Annotated in this window: 20 protein-coding genes; 13 read left to right on the plus strand and 7 right to left on the minus strand. The window is 64.4% G+C overall.

Translation table 11 applies throughout. The features are described 5' to 3' along the window. Nucleotides 1-82: 82 nt before the first annotated feature. A complete protein-coding gene (locus HMPREF2736_RS10465; protein WP_070829669.1) occupies nucleotides 83-901 on the plus strand; it encodes a DedA family protein in 819 nt (272 codons plus the stop codon). 227 nt (nucleotides 902-1,128) lie between these two features. On the opposite strand, the gene HMPREF2736_RS10470 is transcribed toward HMPREF2736_RS10465, so the two are convergent. Further along, nucleotides 1,129-1,965, minus strand: a complete 837-nt coding sequence (locus tag HMPREF2736_RS10470; protein ID WP_070829671.1) for an NAD(P)-dependent oxidoreductase — start codon at nucleotides 1,963-1,965, stop codon at nucleotides 1,129-1,131. A gap of 20 nt (nucleotides 1,966-1,985) precedes the next feature. Here HMPREF2736_RS10470 and hemL point away from each other — a divergent pair, with 20 nt between their 5' ends. Genes hemL through HMPREF2736_RS10510 form a run of 8 tightly spaced genes read left to right on the plus strand, consistent with a single transcriptional unit; the run spans nucleotide 1,986 to nucleotide 9,247 of the window. After that, nucleotides 1,986-3,308 (plus strand): glutamate-1-semialdehyde 2,1-aminomutase, encoded by a 1,323-nt coding sequence (hemL, locus tag HMPREF2736_RS10475; RefSeq protein WP_070829673.1) that lies wholly within the window; start codon nucleotides 1,986-1,988, stop codon nucleotides 3,306-3,308. Beyond that, a complete protein-coding gene (locus HMPREF2736_RS10480; RefSeq protein ID WP_246817477.1) occupies nucleotides 3,305-3,934 on the plus strand; it encodes a histidine phosphatase family protein in 630 nt (209 codons plus the stop codon). Before hemL ends, HMPREF2736_RS10480 begins: the two co-directional genes overlap by 4 nt. Nucleotides 3,935-3,943: 9 nt before the next feature. Continuing rightward, nucleotides 3,944-4,531 carry a TlpA family protein disulfide reductase gene (locus HMPREF2736_RS10485; RefSeq protein WP_070421717.1) on the plus strand — a complete coding sequence of 196 codons (588 nt, stop codon included), beginning with the start codon at nucleotides 3,944-3,946 and terminating at the stop codon, nucleotides 4,529-4,531. Then, entirely contained in the window at nucleotides 4,532-5,305 is a 774-nt protein-coding gene (locus HMPREF2736_RS10490) for a cytochrome c biogenesis CcdA family protein (protein ID WP_070829675.1), read from the plus strand. Continuing rightward, on the plus strand, nucleotides 5,306-6,967 hold the full coding sequence (locus HMPREF2736_RS10495; RefSeq protein ID WP_070829677.1) for a cytochrome c biogenesis protein ResB: 1,662 nt from the start codon (nucleotides 5,306-5,308) through the stop codon (nucleotides 6,965-6,967). It begins immediately after the preceding gene. Nucleotides 6,968-6,993: 26 nt separating this feature from the next. Then, nucleotides 6,994-8,004: a c-type cytochrome biogenesis protein CcsB gene (ccsB, locus tag HMPREF2736_RS10500; RefSeq protein WP_070820947.1), complete on the plus strand. Its 1,011-nt coding sequence runs from the start codon at nucleotides 6,994-6,996 to the stop codon at nucleotides 8,002-8,004. Continuing rightward, on the plus strand, nucleotides 8,004-9,002 hold the full coding sequence (gene galE / locus HMPREF2736_RS10505) for a UDP-glucose 4-epimerase GalE (protein ID WP_070829679.1): 999 nt from the start codon (nucleotides 8,004-8,006) through the stop codon (nucleotides 9,000-9,002). The genes ccsB and galE overlap by 1 nt, the downstream gene beginning before the upstream one ends. Then, complete coding sequence (locus tag HMPREF2736_RS10510; RefSeq protein ID WP_070421722.1) at nucleotides 8,999-9,247, plus strand: helix-turn-helix domain-containing protein; 249 nt, start codon at nucleotides 8,999-9,001, stop codon at nucleotides 9,245-9,247. Before galE ends, HMPREF2736_RS10510 begins: the two co-directional genes overlap by 4 nt. A gap of 222 nt (nucleotides 9,248-9,469) precedes the next feature. Here the strand turns inward: HMPREF2736_RS10510 and HMPREF2736_RS10515 are convergent, their stop codons facing one another. Then, complete coding sequence (locus HMPREF2736_RS10515; RefSeq protein WP_070421775.1) at nucleotides 9,470-9,736, minus strand: hypothetical protein; 267 nt, start codon at nucleotides 9,734-9,736, stop codon at nucleotides 9,470-9,472. Between the two features lie 39 nt (nucleotides 9,737-9,775). Between HMPREF2736_RS10515 and HMPREF2736_RS10520 the strand changes: the two genes are divergently transcribed. Continuing rightward, nucleotides 9,776-10,087 (plus strand): DUF4229 domain-containing protein, encoded by a 312-nt coding sequence (locus HMPREF2736_RS10520; protein WP_070421723.1) that lies wholly within the window; start codon nucleotides 9,776-9,778, stop codon nucleotides 10,085-10,087. A 60-nt stretch (nucleotides 10,088-10,147) separates the two neighbouring features. On the opposite strand, the gene HMPREF2736_RS10525 is transcribed toward HMPREF2736_RS10520, so the two are convergent. The 5 genes from HMPREF2736_RS10525 to HMPREF2736_RS10545 all read right to left on the minus strand — a co-directional run bounded on the left by HMPREF2736_RS10525 (nucleotide 10,148) and on the right by HMPREF2736_RS10545 (nucleotide 14,926). Next, nucleotides 10,148-10,906 carry an ATP-binding cassette domain-containing protein gene (locus HMPREF2736_RS10525; RefSeq protein WP_070421724.1) on the minus strand — a complete coding sequence of 253 codons (759 nt, stop codon included), beginning with the start codon at nucleotides 10,904-10,906 and terminating at the stop codon, nucleotides 10,148-10,150. Continuing rightward, a complete protein-coding gene (locus HMPREF2736_RS10530) occupies nucleotides 10,907-11,968 on the minus strand; it encodes an ABC transporter permease (RefSeq protein WP_070569721.1) in 1,062 nt (353 codons plus the stop codon). Next, nucleotides 11,965-12,954 carry a substrate-binding domain-containing protein gene (locus tag HMPREF2736_RS10535; RefSeq protein WP_070772450.1) on the minus strand — a complete coding sequence of 330 codons (990 nt, stop codon included), beginning with the start codon at nucleotides 12,952-12,954 and terminating at the stop codon, nucleotides 11,965-11,967. Before HMPREF2736_RS10535 ends, HMPREF2736_RS10530 begins: the two co-directional genes overlap by 4 nt. Nucleotides 12,955-13,027: 73 nt before the next feature. After that, a complete protein-coding gene (locus HMPREF2736_RS10540; protein ID WP_070829681.1) occupies nucleotides 13,028-13,930 on the minus strand; it encodes an AEC family transporter in 903 nt (300 codons plus the stop codon). Between the two features lie 9 nt (nucleotides 13,931-13,939). After that, nucleotides 13,940-14,926, minus strand: coding sequence for a 1,4-dihydroxy-2-naphthoate polyprenyltransferase (locus HMPREF2736_RS10545; RefSeq protein WP_141761643.1), 987 nt, complete (start codon nucleotides 14,924-14,926; stop codon nucleotides 13,940-13,942). A 48-nt stretch (nucleotides 14,927-14,974) separates the two neighbouring features. Here HMPREF2736_RS10545 and HMPREF2736_RS10550 point away from each other — a divergent pair, with 48 nt between their 5' ends. The 3 genes from HMPREF2736_RS10550 to HMPREF2736_RS10560 are packed head-to-tail and all read left to right on the plus strand — an operon-like array spanning nucleotide 14,975 to nucleotide 17,913. Then, nucleotides 14,975-15,814 (plus strand): glycosyltransferase, encoded by an 840-nt coding sequence (locus HMPREF2736_RS10550; RefSeq protein ID WP_070829685.1) that lies wholly within the window; start codon nucleotides 14,975-14,977, stop codon nucleotides 15,812-15,814. 37 nt (nucleotides 15,815-15,851) lie between these two features. Beyond that, on the plus strand, nucleotides 15,852-17,228 hold the full coding sequence (locus HMPREF2736_RS10555) for a TrkH family potassium uptake protein (RefSeq protein WP_070421730.1): 1,377 nt from the start codon (nucleotides 15,852-15,854) through the stop codon (nucleotides 17,226-17,228). Then, nucleotides 17,221-17,913, plus strand: coding sequence for a potassium channel family protein (locus HMPREF2736_RS10560; protein WP_070449613.1), 693 nt, complete (start codon nucleotides 17,221-17,223; stop codon nucleotides 17,911-17,913). The genes HMPREF2736_RS10555 and HMPREF2736_RS10560 overlap by 8 nt, the downstream gene beginning before the upstream one ends. Nucleotides 17,914-17,978 lie beyond the last annotated feature (65 nt).

Consider the following 17,978-nt stretch of genomic DNA (forward strand, 5'->3'; position numbering starts at 1 on the left):
AAATTGTGCTGTCAAAATGCTAGCACCGATGGGCGATGCGTGGCTAGGGTCAAATGCGGGTTCTCCGCTAGGTTGATCACCTATGGAAGAACACGCCAACGAGCGAGACACCGTCGAAGCCGCCGAAGCCGCCGAAGCTGCCGGCGCTGCTGATGCCGCGGCACCCACCGAACCCGCCGAGAAGGAATGGTGGGAAGAAGAAGGCCTGCCCTGGAACGGCAAACCCACCAAAGCCGACTACTGGTGCCTTGCCTGGTTTGGCTTCGTCGGTATCTTCGGCCTGGCGATGATCCCGCTGCGTGCATGGCTGCTCGGGCTGCACCCACCGGTCCTGCTGGCACTGACCGGCTCGCGCGTCGGCGCCGCCTCCACCGGTGCGCTCGCCGCGGTGGGGGAGGCGCCCCACTGGCTGATCTACCTGCTCATCGGGTCCTTGGTGAATATCAAGTTCGACTGGATCTACTGGTGGGCCGGCAAACTCTGGGGTCGCGGCATCCTGGACGTGCAGGCGGCGAACTCGAAACGCGCGGCGAAGAACATCGCGCGCGTGGAAGGGTGGGCGATCAAGCTCGGCTGGATCGGTATCTTCCTGGCGTACGTGCCCATTCCGTTGCCGATCGCGTTTGTTGTGTTCGTGTTCATGGGCATTTCGGGCATGCCGTTGTGGAAGTTCATGGTGCTGAACTTCATCTCCAAGACCTTGTGGTCGTTCCTCTACCTGGGGTTGGGCTGGTGGATTGGCGAGCCGGTCGTCGACGTGCTGGACCAGTACGCCAAGGTGGCCAACTGGGTTGCAATTGCGCTGTTGGTCGTGGTGTTTTTCGGTATCTTCCGCAACCAGTCGAAGAAGAAAGGGCGCGCCGTCGAGGCCGTGGGCAACGAGCTCGAGGCAGGCAAGTAGCGAAAATGGTCGCCACGCAAAATAGTTCCACGCTCCCGATTGGGGCGTGGAACTATTTTCGTTCTGGTTGCCGTCTTCCCTGGGGAAAGTGAATCTTCTTGCCTGTCGGGGTGAAGAAAGTTCCCTGAGCGGGAACTTTCTTCACTTAAAGGGCAGGGGCGAGGGGCGGAGCAAGGACAGAGGCGGGGCAAGGGCAGGGGCGAGGGCGACGGAGAGCAGGTGAACCCCTACCGGTTGACCACGACGGTGGAGAAGTCCTCGTCGCCGCGGCCGGCCTCCTGCTGCTCCTCCAGGGAGGCAAGCGCTGCGGCGACGGCCGGCAGGTCCTTGTCGGCGGTGGCCAGCATGAGGCGGGCGTCCTTGGCGATGGCGTCGGCGGTGAAGTCGCCAGGCGAAGTGGAGCGCTCACCCAGAAGGAACGGGCTCTTCATGTTCACGATGAACTCGAGGCCGGTCGAGCCGAGCATGTCCACAACCTGCTCCGGGGCCAGGCCCTGCGACTCGCCCAAAACCAACGCCTCCTTGAAGCCCTGGATGGTCACGGCCAACGCCAGGTTTGCCAAGAGCTTGCCGGTGGCGGCGGCTGGGGCCGAATCGACAACCTTCAAACGCTCCGGGTTGGCGGCGGCCCAGGGGGCGACGACGTCGGCGACGGTGGATCGTCGAGAAGCATCGGCTCCGCCGACGTAGACGCCCAACTTGCCTGCGCGGGCGGGCGGCAGCGAGCCGACCACCGGGGTGTGGACGTAGCCGGGGACGGCAGCGGCGAACTCGGCGGCATCCTCCGGGGAGATGGTGGTGGAGTCGGCCCAGGTCGCACCCTCGGGGATGAGGGACGGTTCGATGACAACCTCACGGACGGTGTCCGGGCCGAACAACGACGTAATGACAAGATCCGCGCCCTTGACGGCCTCCTCCGGCGTCTCGGCGGCACGCGCGCCACGTTCGACCAGGGGAGTGGTCTTTTCGGCGGTGCGGTTCCACACGGTCAGCGAGTGGTCGTCGACAAGTTTGAGCGCGAGCTCAGTTCCCATACGGCCAAGGCCTAAAAACGCAATATTCATATGGCCTACGATAGACAACCATGACTTCCCAGAACCCGACTTCAGGCAATACGCAGCGTTCGGCAGAATTGTTCGAGCGCGCGCAACGTTTCACACCGGGCGGGGTGAACTCGCCTGTGCGCGGGTTTGGCTCGGTTGGCGGCCAGACCCGCTTCATTCAGAGTGCGCACGGCTCGCAACTTATCGACGTCGACGGCAACAAGTACGTCGACCTCGTCTGCTCCTGGGGCCCGATGGTGCACGGCAACGCCCACCCGGAAATCATCGAGGCGGTGGAGAAGGCCTTGGTCAACGGTCTGAGCTTCGGTGCGCCGACGGAGGCTGAGGTGGAGATCGCCGAGCACATCGTGGCCCGCACGTCCGTGGATGAGGTGCGCATGGTCAACTCCGGCACCGAGGCCACCATGTCTGCGGTGCGTCTCGCCCGCGGCTTCACCGGGCGGCCGAAGATTTTGAAGTTCGAGGGCTGCTACCACGGTCACGTCGACGCGCTGCTGGCATCCGCGGGCTCCGGCATTGCAACGTTCTCCCTGCCGGACTCGCCGGGTGTAACCGGTGCGCAGGCGGCGGACACCATCGTCGTGCCGTACAACGACATCGAAGCCGTCGAGCGCGCCTTCCGTGAAAACGAGGGCCAGATCGCGGCGATCATCACCGAGGCCGCCGCCGGCAACATGGGTACTGTCGCGCCGCAGAACGACTTCAACGCGAAGCTTAAGGAGGTCGCACACCTCAACGGCGCGCTGCTCATTCTCGACGAAGTGATGACCGGCTTCCGTACCTCCTACTCCGGTTGGTACGGCGTGGACAACGTCGCCGGCGACCTGACCACCTTTGGCAAGGTCATCTCCGGCGGCCTGCCGGCAGCCGCGTTCGGTGGTCGCCGCGACATTATGGAGAAGCTCGCGCCGAACGGCCCCGTCTACCAGGCAGGCACCCTGTCCGGTAACCCGGTTGCCATGGCGTCCGGCCTGGCATCGCTGCGTCTGGCCAACGAGAACATTTACCCGACGCTGAACCGCAACGCGGATACGCTCGCGCAGCTGCTTAACGACGCCCTCACCCGTGAAGGCGTCGCCCACCACATCCAGCGCGCCGCGACCATGCTGTCCGTGCGTTTTGCTGAGGGCGAGGGCCACAACTTCGCCGACATGCAGGCAGCGGACACGTTCCGTTACGCACCGTTCTTCCACGCCCTGCTGGACGCTGGCGTGTACGCACCACCGAGCGCGTTCGAGACCTGGTTCGTCTCCACCGCGCTGACCGACGAGGACTTCGGCCGCATCGAGGACGCCCTTGCGGTGGCCGCGAAGGCTGCTGCCCAGGCGGTGGCGCCGGAGTGAGCGACGCGTTGAACCCGGGCGGGCAGTCCCGGACGATTGTGCACCTGGTGCGCCACGGGGAGGTCTACAACCCGAAGAAGATCCTCTACGGGCGGATGCCGGGCTACCACTTGTCGTCGCGAGGAAAGTCCATGGCGCTGGTCACCTCGAAGTTCTTTGAGGGCCGCGACGTGACGTACCTGGCGGCGAGCCCGCTCGAGCGCGCGCAGGAAACCGCGCAACCGATCGCGGAGGTCACCGGCTGCGAGATCCAGACTCGTGAGGACATCCTTGAGGCTGGCAACACTTTTGAGGGCCTGCGCACCAAGGGCTGGCGCACCCAGTTGGCCAACCCGATCCGCTGGCGGCATCTGACCAACCCGTTCAAACCGAGCTGGGGCGAGGCCTACGACGCCATCCTGGAACGCATGTGGGACGCCGTGATCGACGCCCGCGACATCGCCGACGGCCACGAGGCGGTCATGGTCAGCCACCAGCTGCCAATTGTCATGGTGCAGCGCCAGGTGCAGGGCAAGCCGCTCGCGCACATGAGCCGCCAGTGCGACCTGGCCAGCGTGACGTCACTTGTGTTTGAAGGCGGCCGTGTTGTTGACTGGGCCTACAACACCCCAGCCCAGGAGATCTAGGTACACACCATGACGAAGAAGCGGAAGCTAATCGCCACTGCGTGCTGCGCGGCGGCGCTGGCGCTTTCGGCCTGCTCGAGCTCGTCGGCGGACCAGGGCGGAACGTTCTCGTTCCACTCCCCGGGTGGCCAGACGGAAATCACCTACGACGAGGCAGAGCGCAAGCCCCTTGCCGGTTTTGAGGGCGAGTCCCTCATGGAGCCAGACCAGACGATTGCTCTGTCGGATTTTGAGAACCAGATCGTGGTGCTCAACGCCTGGGGCCAGTGGTGCGCGCCGTGCCGTGCGGAGGTGGATGACCTCGAGGAGATCCACGAACACTTGCAGGCCAACGGGCAGGGCACCGTGCTGGGTATCAACGTGCGCGACTCCAATGCGGAGATTGCCCGGGACTTCGTCAAAGACAACGGCGTGACCTACCCGTCCATCTACGACCCGCCGTTTAAGACCGCCGCCTCGCTCGGTGGCGTGCCGTCCTCGGTGATCCCGACCACGATCGTGCTGGACAAGCAACACCGTCCGGCCGCGGTGTTCCTGCGCGGGGTGACTGCGGATGACATCATCGAGGTTGTTGACCGTTTGGCTGAGGAGGCCTAGGTGGGCCTTGCCGACATCGTCACCGACGGCCCGCTGCTGTTCGGCCTGCTTGCTGCCGCGCTGGCCGGGTTGGTGTCGTTCGCATCCCCGTGCGTGATCCCGCTGGTGCCGGGCTACATCTCGTATCTGACCGGCGTGGTCGGCGGCGAGATGACCATGGACGACAAAGGCCCGCGCGTGGCCCGCAAACACTGGGCGGTCGCCGGTGCGGCTACGTTGTTCGTCGCCGGGTTCACGGTTGTGTTCCTGCTGGCCACGGTCACGGTGTTCGGCGCGGCCAGCGCGATCGCACTCAACGCCCAGACGCTGACTCGCATCGGCGGGGTAGTCACCATCCTTATGGGCCTGGTGTTCATGGGTGCGGTGCCGGCGCTGCAAAACGACACCCGCATGCAGCCCAAAAAGTGGACCACGATCCTTGGCGCGCCGCTGCTCGGCGGTGTGTTCGCGCTGGGGTGGACGCCGTGTTTGGGGCCGACGTTGGCGTCGATCATCTCGGTGTCGGTTGGCACCCAGGGGCTTACCGCAGCCCGCGGCGTGCTGCTTGTCGTCGCGTATTGCATCGGCCTAGGCCTGCCATTTCTGCTGGTGGCGTTGGGATCGTCGAAAGCTGTGCGCTCCATCGACTTTCTAAGCAAGCATTCGCGCGCCATCCAGATCGCAGGCGGCATCGCCATGATCCTCGTCGGGCTTATGCTGCTCACCGGCGCATGGGACGCGTTCATCGGCTGGTCGCGCCAACTCGTCGACGGTTTCGGAGGGACGATCATCTAAATGAAGACGGCACAAACCTGGCTGCGCAAGGCGTGGCACTGGCTCACCAGCATGCGCACCGCACTCATGCTGCTGTTCATCCTCGCGCTCGCGTCCGTGCCGGGTGCTCTGCTGCCGCAGCGCCAAGTCAGCGCAACGCTTGTCGACGACTACCTGCGCGCCAACCCCACCATGGGGCCCATCTACGACCGCCTGCAGCTCTTCGACGTCTTCAACTCCACCTGGTTTGTTGCCATCGTGCTGTTGCTGGTCATCTCCCTGATCGGCTGCATCATCCCGCGCTCCATGGACCACTGGCGGGCCTACAACGCCAAGCCGACCCGCGCTCCGCGCTACCTGTCCCGCATGCCAATGCATACGGAGGGTGTGGTTGAGGGGGACGAGGGGGTCGTCGCAAAGCAAGTGCGCGACAAGCTCAAGCGCTGGCACGTCGCCGAATACCAACCCGACGAGGACCGCGCGGGCGTGTTCTCCATCTCGGCGGAACGCGGCTACACGCGTGAGTTGATGAACCTGATCTTCCACATCGGCATCGTCGGCATGATCGTCGCCTTCGCCGCAGGCCGCATGGTGTTTTATGAGGGCCAGGCCATCGTGATCACCAATTCCGATCACGAAAACGCCATCCCCGTCGAACAGTCGCGCGTGTTCTGTAACACCTCGCCCGCCAACTTCGACGTGTTCCGCGCCGGGCCATTTTTCGACGGCACCGGCCTGACCCCCTTCTGCTTCGAATCACAAGACTTCAAGGCGAAATACCTCAACAACGGCCAAGCCAACGAGTTCTCCTCGGACGTGACCTACACCGACGACCTCAACGCGCCGCAGGACGAATGGGATCGCGCCACTCTGACCGTCAACGGCCCGCTGCGCATCAACGGCGACCGCATCTACCTGCAAGGCCACGGCTTCGCCCCGCAGATCACCATCACCTGGCCGAACGGGGAGACCCGTACCCAGATGGTGCAGTTCCGCCCCACGGACGTGACCACGTTCCTGTCGTCTGGCGTGATGCGTTTCGATCCACCGGCCGGCATGTACCCGGATTTGGGGGAGCGCCGCAAGAACCAGATCGCCATCGAGGGCAACTTCGCGCCCACCGCCAACTGGACCGGCCCGAACGGCGACCAGTTGCAGTCCGCCTTCCCCACGATGGATGACCCGGCGATTTCCGTCGACGTCTACGTCGGTGACGCCGGCCTGGATACCGGCCGCCCGCAGAACATCTTCACGCTCGACCAGGCGCTCGTCGCCGAAGGCCTGCTGCAGAAAGTCACCCGCGTCCAGCTGACCCCGGGCTCCGAAGCCACCGTGGACACCGACGGCGGCGAGGTGAAGGTGCGTTTCGACGGCGCCGCCGAATACGCCAACTACCAAATCTCCCGCGACACCACCCAGATCTGGGCGCTGATCGCCTCCACCGTCATGCTGCTCGCACTCGCCGGGTCGCTGGCGATTAAACGCCGCCGCATCTGGGTCCGCCTGCACCCGTCCGACACGCCAGGCCACACCGCCGTGGAAATCGCCGGCCTCGCCCGCACAGACCGCGCGGGGTGGGGACGCGAGTTCGACGAGCTCGCAGCAGAGCTTCTTAGCGACGATTCACACCTCGAACGTCGCGAAGACGAGGAAGAATTTGACCCCTATGACCTTGGAAAATAGGTGCCCGGTGGAGTAGGTTAAGACCTATGCTTGTCAACACCACCATGGCGGAGCTGTCCGACCTGACATTCCGCACCGCATTCATCATCTACATCGTGGCGCTGATCATGTCCTTCATCTACTACGGACGCGTCACGGCAGTCATCGACGTCCGCCGCGAAGCCCTGGCGGAGAAGGCCGAAAAGGCAGAGAAGAAGGTGTTGGTGGGAGCTGGCGGGCCGGATGTCGTCGATACGCAATCGGCGCTCGACGACTCGGAGTACACCGCCAAGGTAGCCAGCGCCCGCAAGTGGGCCGGCATGACCCAGGCGCTGGTCTGGGTGGGCGTGGCACTGCACGTGGTGGCGTTTATCACCCGTGGCCTCGGCGCGAAGCGTTTCCCACTGGGCAACCTGTACGAGTACATCCTGTTCATGACCGCTGTGATCATGGTCGTTGCCGCCGTGGTGGTGCAGCGCAAGGGCTGGCACACCATCTGGCCGTGGCTGCTGTTCCCAATGGTCATCGCGATGTTCCTCAACTCCACGGTGTTCCACATGCAGGCCGCCCCGGTGGTGCCGGCCCTGCAGTCCTACTGGCTGCCGGTCCACGTGTCCTCCGCGGCGATCGGCGCATCCATCGGCTTGGTTTCCGGAGTGTTCGCCCTGCTGTACCTGCTGCGCATGTGGCAGCCCCGCGGCGAAGAGCACGGCTTCTTCGGCGCTATTGCACGCCCGCTGCCGTCCGCGAAGACGCTTGACCAGATGGCCTACAAGACCGCCGTGGTCACCCTGCCGCTTTTCGGCATCGGCATCGTCTTCGGCGCCATCTGGGCCGAGGTAGCCTGGGGCCGCTTCTGGGGTTGGGACGCGAAGGAAACCGTCTCCATGATCACCTGGATCCTCTACGCCGCCTACCTCCACGCCCGCGCTACCGCCGGCTGGAAGTCCACCGCAGCGGCGTGGATTAACGTGTTCGCCATGGCGATGACAATCTTTAACATGACCTACGTCAACACCGTGATCGCGGGTCTGCACTCCTACGCAGGGCTGAACTAGTGAAGGTGCTGATCACCGGCGGTGCCGGTTACATCGGGTCCACAATTGCGTCCTGCTGCGATGATGCCGGCATCACGCCGGTAATTCTGGACGATTTTTCCACCGGACTGCGCACCTTCGGCGAGCGCTTCGACTGCTACGAGGGCGACGTCGCTGATGTCGCCTTGCTCGAGCGCGTGTTCACGGACCATCCCGATATCTTCGCGGTGATCCACTGCGCCGCCAAGATCGTCGTCCCCGAGTCCGTCGAGCGCCCCCTGTTGTACTACGACAACAACGTGGCCAAATCCATCACGCTGCTGTCCGTCATGGAGCGCTTCGGCGTGCGCCGCTTCATCCTGTCGTCCACCGCGTCCATGTACGAGCCGGGCCCCGACTACATGGTCGACGAAACCAGCCCTGTAGACCCGCAAAGCCCCTACTCCGCGTCGAAGTGGTTGTTGGAGCGAGTGCTTCGCGACGACACCGCCACCGGCCGGTTGCGCGCGATCGCCCTGCGCTACTTCAACCCCATCGGCGCCGACCCGGCCCTGCGCACAGGCCTGCAGAACCTGGCCCCGTCCCATGCGTTGGGCAAGATGATCTCCGCCTACCGCGCCGGCGAGACCTTCACCGTCACCGGCGTTGATTGGCCGACCCGCGACGGCTCCGGCCTGCGCGACTACATCCACGTTTGGGACCTCGCCCGCGCCCACGTCGCCTGCCTGCAGCGTTTCGACGACATCTCCACCGGCTACGACGTCATCAACCTGGGCACCGGCCAGGGCACCACCGTCTTCGAACTCGCCGAGGCCTTCGGTGAGGCCACCGGCACCCCACTGTCCGTGGCTACCGGCCCGGCCCGCCCCGGCGACGTAGTCGGCTGCGCCACCCGCACCGACAAAGCCCACGACGTGTTGGGCTGGACCCCCGAACGCTCCATCGCCGACGGGGTGCGCGACTCCCTGGCCTGGTCTGAGAAACTCCCCGCCGTTCTGGAACAAGAGGCCAACCGATGACCAAACCCCGCAACAAGCAGGGTAAACCCGCCAGCGACGATCCGGTGCTCATCGCCCTCGGCGAGCAAATCGCCTCCCGGCGTCGCGCTTCGGGGCGTTTGCAGCAGGACGTCGCCGACGCCGCCGGCGTGTCCCGCTCCACCCTGCACACCATCGAGCACGGCGGCGCCGGCGTTCGGTGGGAGAAGGTCATCTCGGTGGCCCACACCCTGGGCCTGAAGGTTGTCCTGGCGGAGTCGGACTGACACTTTCCGCCGGAATCTGTCAGCGCACCGCATTGCGCCTGGTCAGAAATCGGACCTGACAGATTTCGCAAAATCTGTCAGGGAGGGACAAATAGTTCCACGCCCGCGCCGGAACCCGGGAACTATTTGCGCGATCTCAAAAACCGACCTGGGGGAAGTGAAATATTTCTCCTCCCAAACCCAAGAAAGTTCCCGGGCGGGGAACTATTTGCAAACCCGCCCCTAGTCCAGTTCACCGCGGCGCCGGCGGCGTTCTTCATCCTCGCGGCGCTTGCGTTCGGCTTCTTCGCGGGCGCGGCGCTCCTTGAACCGGTTCTTCTCGATGTTCCAGAGGAACTCTTCGTCATCGTCAGGACCTTTAATGACCGGCTTTTGGGGTTCCTGGAGGCCGCGCTGGCTGCCGTAGCGCTGCGCGGAGCCGGGGCCGAACGCTTTCCACATGAGGATGACGGCCAGGATGATCAGTGCAAGGAGTAGCAATCTTCCCATGGTTTTAAACATACTTGCCCGCCGGTTAGGGTTAGCCATGTGAATGAGGAAACTTCTCCGCAGGTAGATCCGCAGGCTAAGTCGCGCGCGAATAGGGCGGTCGCGGTGTATGGCGTGTTGCGGCTGGTGTTGTTCATTGCGCTGACAGTTGTGATTCAGCTCTTTGCAGTGCTTATCGACGCCCCCGTGCCTGTCATCATGTCCGCCCTCCTTGCCCTTATCGTGGCGTTCCCGCTGTCCATGCTGGTGTTTAAGCGCCAGCGGTTGGAGGCGAACGCGGCGGTGGCGGAGCTGAAGCGCCAGCGCGATGCTCGCAAGGAGTGGATCCAGAGCGAGCTCGCGGACCGCTAGAGGCGCCGGCAGCGCAGCGCGGACAGTCGGCGCGAGCAGCCAGGGCGCCGATAGCCGTCGCTAGCGGCCGAGTTCGTGGCTGAGCGCCTCGAGTTCGCCGCCGCCGGCCATTTGGTGGGTGAGTTCGTCGAGGGTGACGTTCTCGCGGGGCTCATCGAGTTCCTGGCGGCCGAGTTTCAGGATGGTGAAGTGGTCGCCGACCAGGTAGGCGTGGTGGGGGTTGTGGGTGACTAAGACGACGGCGATGCCGCGGTCGCGGGCGGCCGCCACGAAGCGCAGGACCACGCCGGATTGTTTGACGCCGAGGGCGGCGGTGGGCTCGTCGAGAATAAGCACGCGGGCGCCGAAGTAGACGGCACGTGCGATGGCGACGACCTGGCGTTGGCCGCCGGAGAGGTTGCCGGCGTCGACGTCGACGTCGGGGATGTCGATGCCCATTTCGCGGAGTTGTTCGGCGCAGATCTGTTTCATTTCGGTGTCGCGGAGTGCACCGAAGCGGCCGGTGAGTTCCTGGCCGAGGAAGAAGTTGCGCCACACGCTTAACTCGTCGACGATCGCGAGCGTTTGGTGCACGGTGGCGATGCCGGTGTCGATGGAGTCGCGGGGGGAGGTGAAGGTGGTGGGGGTGTCGTCGATAAGCAATTCGCCCGATGTGGGCTGATGGAGCCCGGCGAGGATCTTGATCAGTGTCGACTTGCCTGCGCCGTTGTCGCCGAGGACACAGGTGACTTCGCCTTCACGGACGGTCAGGTTCACGCCGCGCAGGGCGTCGAAGCTGCCGTAGGACTTGGTGATGTTTTTCAGTTCGATGACAGCCACTTAGCGCCCCTTGGTGTATTTGGCGAAGGACGTGTTGGTGAACACGGCGAAGAGCAGCGTTGCGCCGAGGAAGAACTTGAACCAGTCGGGGTTCCAGCCGGCGTAGACGATGCCCTGGTTGGTCAGGCCGAAGATCAGCGCGCCGATGGCGGTGCCCACTGCGGTGCCGCGGCCGCCGGTCATGGCGCAGCCACCGATGACGGCGGCGATGATGTAGAGGAATTCGTTGCCCACGCCTTGGCCGGCTTGGATGGAGTCGAAGGCGAACAGAGTGTGCATGCCGACGAACCAGGCGGCGAAGCCGACACCCATGAATAGCAGGATCTTCACGCGGCGAACCGGCACGCCGACGGCGCGGGCTGCGTCCTGGTCGCCGCCGACTGCGGTGATCCAGTTGCCGAACTTGGTGCGAAATAGCACGAACGATGCGATGGCGACGAACAGGATCCACCACAGCACGGTCACGTTGAGGGTGACGTCGCCGATGTTGAAGGTGCCGGCGAAGACTTTGCGGGCGGACGGGAAGCCCTCCATGTCGGCGATGGTAGGCGTGGCCACTTGCCCGGTGATGAACTTAGTTAAGGCGAGGTTGAGGCCCTGCAGCATGAGGAAGGCCGCGAGGGTGATCAAGAAACTCTCAATGCCGGTGCGGGTGACCAGGTAGCCGTTGAGCGCGCCGATGGCCAGGGAGATGCCCAAAGCCATGAAGGCGCCGACCCACGAGTTGAGGTGCAGGTTGTAGTTCAGCATCGTAGCGGCGAGCGCGGCGGTGGTGACGGCGACGCCTGAGGACAGGTCGAATTCCCCGCCGATCATGAGCAGTCCGACGGCGAGTGCCACGATGCCCAGTGTCGACGACGCGTACAACGTGGTCGCAAACGCTTCAAAGGAACGGAATGCGGGCGCGACTGACAGGAAGAACGCGAAGATGGCGATGAAGCCGAGCAGGGACGCGAACTCGGGGCGCCGGATTAGTTTGGCTAGTCCGGTGTGGGTGCGTAGTCGGTCGTCGCCGGAGGTCGATTCCTCGCGCGACTCGTCGGCTGTGACGGCAGTGCTCATCGCATACCTGCCTTCGCAGCCTCAGCGACCTTGTCCACGTTCGACTTATCGACGAACGACGGCCCGGTGTACACCGGTCGTCCTCCACCGAGTGTGCCGCCGTTGCGTTTCGCGATCCACAGTGAATCCACGGCAAGGTAACCCTGCAGGTATGGCTGCTGGTCGACGGCGAAGGCGACGCGGCCGTCGGCGATGGCGTCGACAAGCTCGGCGTTGGTGTCAAAGGTGGCAACCTGCGCCTCGGAGCCGGACTGCTTCACGGATTCGGTGGCGCGCATGGCCACCGGCGCCTGGAGGGCAAACACGGTGTCGAAGCTCTTGTCCTGCGACAGCTTCGAGGTGATCGTGGACTGCACAGAGGTGAGGTCCTGGCCGTTGACGTAGAGCAGTTCGACGTCGCCGCCGAGGCCGTTGCGGACGCCGTCGCAACGCGCTTCCTGCGAGGAGTTGCCCTGCTCATGGATGATGCACAGGACCTTCTTCTTGCCTTCTTCCTTGAGGCGCTCGCCGGCGGCGTTGCCCGCCACGGTTTCGTCTTGGCCGAAGAAGCCGGTCATGCCGTAGTCCTGGTACTTGCTCATGCCGGCGTTGAGGCCCACCACGGGGATGCCGTGATCAACGGCGTTGCGGGCTGCTGGGCCGATGGCCTCGGCGTTCGGCATGGTCACGGCGATGCCGTCCACACCGGCGTCCACGGCAGAGCGCACCAGGTTCGCCTGGTTGGGGGCCTGCGGGTCGGAGGAGTAGCGCAGCTCGATGTTGTCTTTTTTGGCTGCGTCCTCGGCGCCCTTGCGCACGAGGTCCCAGTAGGTGTCGCCCGGTGCGCCGTGGGTGACCATGGCGACGACGTAGCGCGGGGTGTCTACGCCGCCGGCGGTGTCTTCGGTGTTTTCTGCTCGCGGGGCGCCGCCTGTCGACGAGCACCCGGCGAGCATCGTCGCAGCCATCAGCGCTGCGGCAACGAGTGTTTTCCGTGCCTTGAGCATTACAAGAGTGTGATCCAAAGCACCCTATTTGTCAAGGTCATGGGCAGCGTCACAGGCAGCGCCGCGGGCCGACTCAGAAGACTCCCGCAATAAGCAACATTGCAGGTAGCGCCAGGAAAGTGGTGAGGAAGACGGTGTCGCGGCAAATTACTTCGCCGGAGCGGTACGTGGCCGCGTAGTTGTACACGTTCTGGGCGGTCGGCAGCGCACACAGGATCAGGGCGGCGTACATGTCGCTGCCGGTCAAGCCCATTTGCGTAGCGACGACCCACGCCACCGCCGGCATGCCGATGAGTTTGAGGGCGGTAGCGGTGATCGTCGGTAAGCGGTGGCTCTGGAGGACCTTCTCGCCCGTGAGCGACGCGCCGAAACTCATGAGGATCAGCGGGATGGAGGCGCCGCCGAGGATTTCCAAGGGGGCCAGCACCGGTTCGGGCACGGTCCACGAGGACGCGGACACGGCAAAACCGGCGAAAGCCGCAACAACAACCGGGGCGGTCAGACCAGCAAGGACCGACTTGAGCACGCCCGACGCGCCGCGGTCCAGACCTGCGATAACGATGGGGGAGAGCACCGCCATCTGCAGCACCAGCGCCGGGATGACGTACGTCGGATCGCCCAGCACATACGTGGCAATGGGCAGGCCGATGTTGACCGAGTTGTAGTAACTCGACGACGCCGCACCCGCCATCGTCTCCGCCGTGTCCTGCTTGAACCACACGGCGCTGATGATCCAGTAAATGATCATCGTGGCCACCGTGGCAATCGCGATGACCAAAATGACCGGGGAGAAAAACGCGTCCGTGTCCGAGACCGCCACTGAGGAGAAGATCAGCGCCGGGGTGGCCACGTAGAACGCGATGCGGTTGAGCTGTAGACGTTGCTCGCCCGGTCCAATGACGCCTTTGTGTGCAAGCCACCACCCCGCTGCGATGACAGTGAAGATGATGGCAAAACCGGTAAGGACGTCAAGCATGCCGTTACCTTAGAACGTCTCCTTCGGGACGTACTCACTCCACCCGAAATCGCTCTCGTTCGGCATGTCGGAGGTGTACGGCACGGGCTCGCCCACACCGCCGAAAATCGCTGAGCCCACCGACGCCATGGCCAGGGCTGTCACCACCGACCAGATCAGCATCGCCTTGCCGTTCATGCCCAGCACCGGGATGAGGTCCTTGCCTTCAGCGCCGCTGCGCACCTTCATAATCGCCGCTACCCCAAATGGCAGGGCAATAAACGCCGCAAGCGCAGGCTTTGCAGAGATGGCCAGCACGATCGACACCCCGAACGGGACGAGGGTCAGGAAGGTGAAGAGGCGGCGCGAGGTGTCGTCGCCAAGCCGCACTGCAAGCGTGAGCTTCCCAGCCTCTGCATCGGTGGGGATGTCGCGGATGTTGTTGGCCAGGTTCACCGACGCGGAGATCGCACCCACCGCGATGGCGCACAGGACGGTTTCCCACGTCACGAACCCGGTCTGGGTGAACGCCGTACCAATCACGGCGACCAGTCCGAAGAAGATAAACACGGACACTTCACCAAAGCCGGAGTATCCGTACGGGCTCTTGCCGCCGGTGTAGAACCAGGCCGCGGCGATGCACAGCGCGCCAACCAGGATCAGCCACCACGCGCCTGAGGCGACGGAGAGGATGATGCCAAATACGGCAGCCACCGCGAACGACGCAAACGCGGCGAGTTTCACATGCTCCGGCTCCGCCAGCCCGGCTGCGGTCAGGCGCGTCGGGCCGGTGCGATCCTCGTCCGTGCCGCGGATGCCGTCGGAGTAATCGTTGGCAAAGTTCACGCCGATGATCAGCGCCCAGGCGACGATGAACGCCAAGATTGCGTACTCCAGGTCCGCGAGCCCGTAGAGGGCGGCGGCGCCGGTGCCGGCGATGACGGGGGCGAAGGCGTTTGGCCAAGTGTGGGGGCGTGCGGCCTCCCACCAGTGGTGCAATGCGGCGGAATCAGTCATGCACTCCATCATGCACCCTTGCGTTGCGGTGGGCTAGGGTAGTTCGCCATGTGGATTGACTATGCCGTGCGCCAAGGGCTCGTGGCGACGAGCGCGTTCTGGCGGCTGCCAATCCTGAACCACGCCGCGCAACACGCCGATATTGCCTTCCCCACCAGCGGGGATACCGTCATCTCCCTGACCACACATGGTTCGAGGGTGAAGTCGGCAGCGTCCGCGATCGCCTCGCTGCTCGTGGGCACGACACGCCTGCCGGTGCATTTGTGGCTCGACCCGGTGGATTTTCATGCACCGTGGCCCGCTACCTTGCGCGGGCTCGTGGACCGCGGCCTGCACGTCCATAAGTCCCCCGGCGGCCTCGGCCCCCACACGAAGTACTTCGGCACCTTCCAGGAACTGCCCGGCCACAGCGTGATCACGGTTGACGACGACGTCCTCTACCCCCGCAACTTCGCCACCACCCTTACTCACGCAGCCGACCCCGCCAACGTCACCGCGTTTCGCGCCCACCGCATCACGTTTGATTGCGACGTCATCGCCCCCTACAAAAAGTGGCGCCCCGTCCGCACCACCGAGCCATCTCACCTGAACTTCGCCACCGGCGTGGACGGCGTGCTGTACCCACCGAACATGGTGGAGTTCGTCGCCTCCCGCGGCACAGCGTTTCTCGACGTCTCCCCGCGCGCCGACGACGTCTGGCTCAACCACTGTGCGCTTCGCGCCGGATTCCCCGTCCGCCAGGTGGCGGACCGCCCCGCCTCGTTCCCGCTCGTGCCCGGCTCCCAACGCGTGCGCCTGTCCCGCGACAACCTCGCCGGCGGCAACGACACCCAAATCGCCGCAACCTACACCGAGAAGGACGTGAACCTGCTCCTCGCTGCTGTGTAGTGGGTGTACACGGCGGTGGAGGACTACGCTTTTACGCGTGAGCACACCATCCACCCCACGGTGGTTCCGTCCGGCGCAGCTGACTGCGCTGGGTTTTCTCGTACTGATCGCGTTCGGCACTGCGTTGTTGTGCATGCCGTTCGCCTCAGCCGACGGCACAGCAACGCCGTTCATGGATGCCTTGTTTACCGCCACGTCCGCCACATCGCTGACGGGCCTGGTCACGGTGGATACCGGCAGCCACTGGAGTATCGCGGGCCGCGTCATCGTTATCACGCTGATCCAGGTCGGCGGCCTGGGCATCATGAGTATTGCCTCGCTGACCGGCATGCTGCTGACTGGCCGAGTGAAGTTGCGGTCGCGCTACTCTACGGCTGCTGAAGGGCGTCCGATTTTGGAAGGCGGGGTGCGTGCCACGCTCGTCGCTACGCTATTGCTCACCTTCGCCTTCGAACTGTTTGTTGCAGTGATCCTGTTCTTCCGCTTCATGGTCGAATACGACATGCCGGTCCTCAGCGCGGCGGGCGAGGGGATCTTCCACGCAATTTCCGCGTTTAACAACGCCGGGTTTGGGCTGCGCTCGGACAGCCTGATCTCGTACAACTCGGACGGCTGGATCCTCCTGCCGCTGGCAGGCGCGCTGATGATCGGCGGGCTCGGCTACCCGGTGCTTTCCGAGTTGGTTGGCCGCAGCCGGGAGCGCTTCCGCGGCCTGCTGCGCGGCACACCAGTCAGCGCCCGGAGACTTTCAGTAACCACCCGCATTACCCTTGCTGGCACAACGTTTCTGGTGCTCTCCGCCATGGCGCTCATCGCCGTGCTGGAGTGGCGAGGATTCCTTGCAGACATGTCCACGGGCACGAAGCTCCTCAACGCGTTCTTCAGCGGCGTCACCCCGCGTACCGCCGGGTTCAATTCCATCGACTACGCCGACGCCCACCCGATCACGCTCATGGTCACCGACATCTACATGTTTATCGGCGGCGGCTCCGCAGGTACCGCGGGTGGCATCAAGATCACCACCGCGATCGTGCTGATTGCCGCCATGGCAGCTGAGTTTGGCGGGCGTGACCAGACCACCGTGGGCAAACGCACCGTCCCAAAGTCGGTGGTCCGCCAGGCCATGACGGTCGCCGCCGCAGGCGTTACTGCGGTCACCCTCGGCGTGGCCGCGCTCCGGGTGTTCGACCCCCAGTTCACCGCGGACCAAATCAGCTTCGAGGTCATGTCAGCCTTTGCCACGACAGGCCTATCCACGGGCATTACCTCGTCGCTAAGCGTGCCCTCCCAACTCGTGCTGTGTCTTTTGATGTACCTCGGGCGCATTGGCCCGTTCACTCTCGTGGCGGCGCTTGCCGCCCGTAACGTCGTGCGCAGGTACGACTACCCAGTAGAAAGGCCTTTCATTGGCTAACTTCCCCGGCTCCCTGTTGCGGAGCAAACAACGCATCGACATCCCACCGGTTGTGGTCATCGGCCTCGGCCGCTTCGGTGGCGCGCTTGCCCACGAACTGACCCGCCACGGCGTAGAGGTCCTCGGCATCGACGTTGATGAGCGACTCGTGCGCGATCATGCGCCATTGCTTACCGACGCCATCGTGGCCGACACCACCGACCTCGAAGCCCTGCGCCAACTCGGTGTCCAAGAAGTGGAACGTGCCGTCATCGGCATCGGCTCCGCGCTCGAGGCATCTATCCTCACCGCCTCGAACCTTGTCGATCTCGGCGTACCTGACATCTGGGCCAAAGCCGACTCCGAATCCCACGCCCGCATCCTGCAACGCCTCGGCGTCGCCCACGTCGTCCGCCCAGAGCACGACACCGGCCGCCGCGTCGCCCACCTGCTCGGCGGACGCTTCCAGGACTTCGCCGAACTTGCCGAGAATTACGGCGTGATCAAGATGGTCCCGCCACGCCCGCTACTCGACGGCCCCTGCGACGCCTCGCGTCTCTGGGACAAACACCGCGTGCAAGTGGTGTCAGTGCGCAACGGCTCAGGCCAGTGGCACCCATTCGCACCAGGCATGGAACTGACCGCTTCCGACCTGGTCGTGCTTGCCGGTGCGCCCGACGACCTGGAGCGGTTCTCACAGCTGTAGGTGGTCTGTTTCTGCTGCGGTGTAAGGGGGGTGTTTAGAAGACTGAAATGGTAGCGGTGTGGTGA

Source organism: Corynebacterium sp. HMSC036E10 (assembly GCF_001836265.1).
Lineage (GTDB): Bacteria > Actinomycetota > Actinomycetes > Mycobacteriales > Mycobacteriaceae > Corynebacterium > Corynebacterium coyleae.